Raw genomic sequence first — 1,248 nt, 5'->3', positions numbered from 1 at the left:
CGGTGGATTCCAAGGGCTCCTCTGTTCACCAGACCGGCCCCGCCGAATGGCACGAGAAGATCATCACCGCCAAGGCGGTGTGATTTTACATTTTAGTCGCCGCGCTGAGCAGGAGTCTGATCGTCATGGCCCTGCTCAGCGTAGAAAGCTCGTGAGCATGCGTTTTAACTCTCCGACTTCGTGTTCGCGACTTTTGTTCAGAAACTCGAAAATTTCTATTTCTGTCATTAATTTGTTTTGAATTAGCCGTTTATATAACTTTTTTGCCTTTTTGCTATCAGGAACATCGCTTAAATCGATTCTGGGGATATCGGGACAGTTTGACTCGTAATGCTCGAATAGATCCTTTTCAATGCTTTCGAACGGGATGCAAAAGGCTTGGCTTTCATTTCTGACATGCCTTCTATGCTTTTGATCACCGTCAAGGATCGATATAACGTTCTCCGAAGATGATAGGAAATGATCTTTTTTATTTCTCTTCATAAGGTCGGTAACGTTAGCTGATCCGCCAATATATATAATTTTATACTTGAAAAAGGGAGTTGGTTTGATCAAGCTTGCAATATGCTCAATATAGCTTTTAAGTACATCATCCTCTGTAAGAATATAGCGATCCCAGCCTCTGAACCCGAATAAAAGGCTTTTTATATAATTGTATGATTTCGGAGAGGATGTGATGTTTCCATTAGCTTCCGATACGAAATGGAGTTCTTCAGATCTTAGAGTTTTCATCAGTGCAAGCGAGTGTGTTGTGAAAATTATATTGACTCGCTGGCTTTGGCAGAACTCTCTTAGTTCATCGATTAAATTTACCTGCGCTGACGCATCTAGCGATAAATCGATTTCATCTATAACGATGCATTTTTTATTTTTCTCTATCGCCTTAAATAGATTGATTATGAAATATTCTCCGGAGCTTAAGTAATCTTCCCTTATGTAATAGTCATCCTCTAGGAGGATAAAATAATAATTATCACCCTTTATTCTCGCGCACTTTAGGTTTTTAAATCGATCGGATTGGTAAATGTTTCCTAAAAACTCTATTATCGTATGCGGCGTTTTGAAAGTTCTGGTGGCAATTTTTGAGCGAAGCTCATCATCTATGCTGGCGAGCTTCTGGAAGTGGTTAAATCTTTCTCCATGAGGAAGAGGTAGCTCGACGTAAATGCTATTTTTGATTTCTTTTGGTATCAGGTCCTTGGTATCCAAGAGTTTTATTTTTGGGTTGAATTTAAACTCGTAACTATT

The 1,248-nt window shown here is 39.5% G+C and carries 1 protein-coding gene; it reads right to left on the bottom strand.

What is annotated here, in order from left to right; all coding sequences use genetic code 11:
* Window positions 1-135 precede the first annotated feature (135 nt).
* Window positions 136-1,248, bottom strand: a 1,113-nt coding sequence (locus ABJF11_RS19925; protein WP_348122012.1) for an AAA family ATPase, incomplete at its 5' end; no start/stop codon positions are given.

The organism is Reichenbachiella sp., assembly GCF_039941815.1.
Taxonomy (GTDB): domain Bacteria; phylum Bacteroidota; class Bacteroidia; order Cytophagales; family Cyclobacteriaceae; genus Reichenbachiella.
This window is presented reverse-complemented; position numbering and strand designations above follow the sequence as displayed.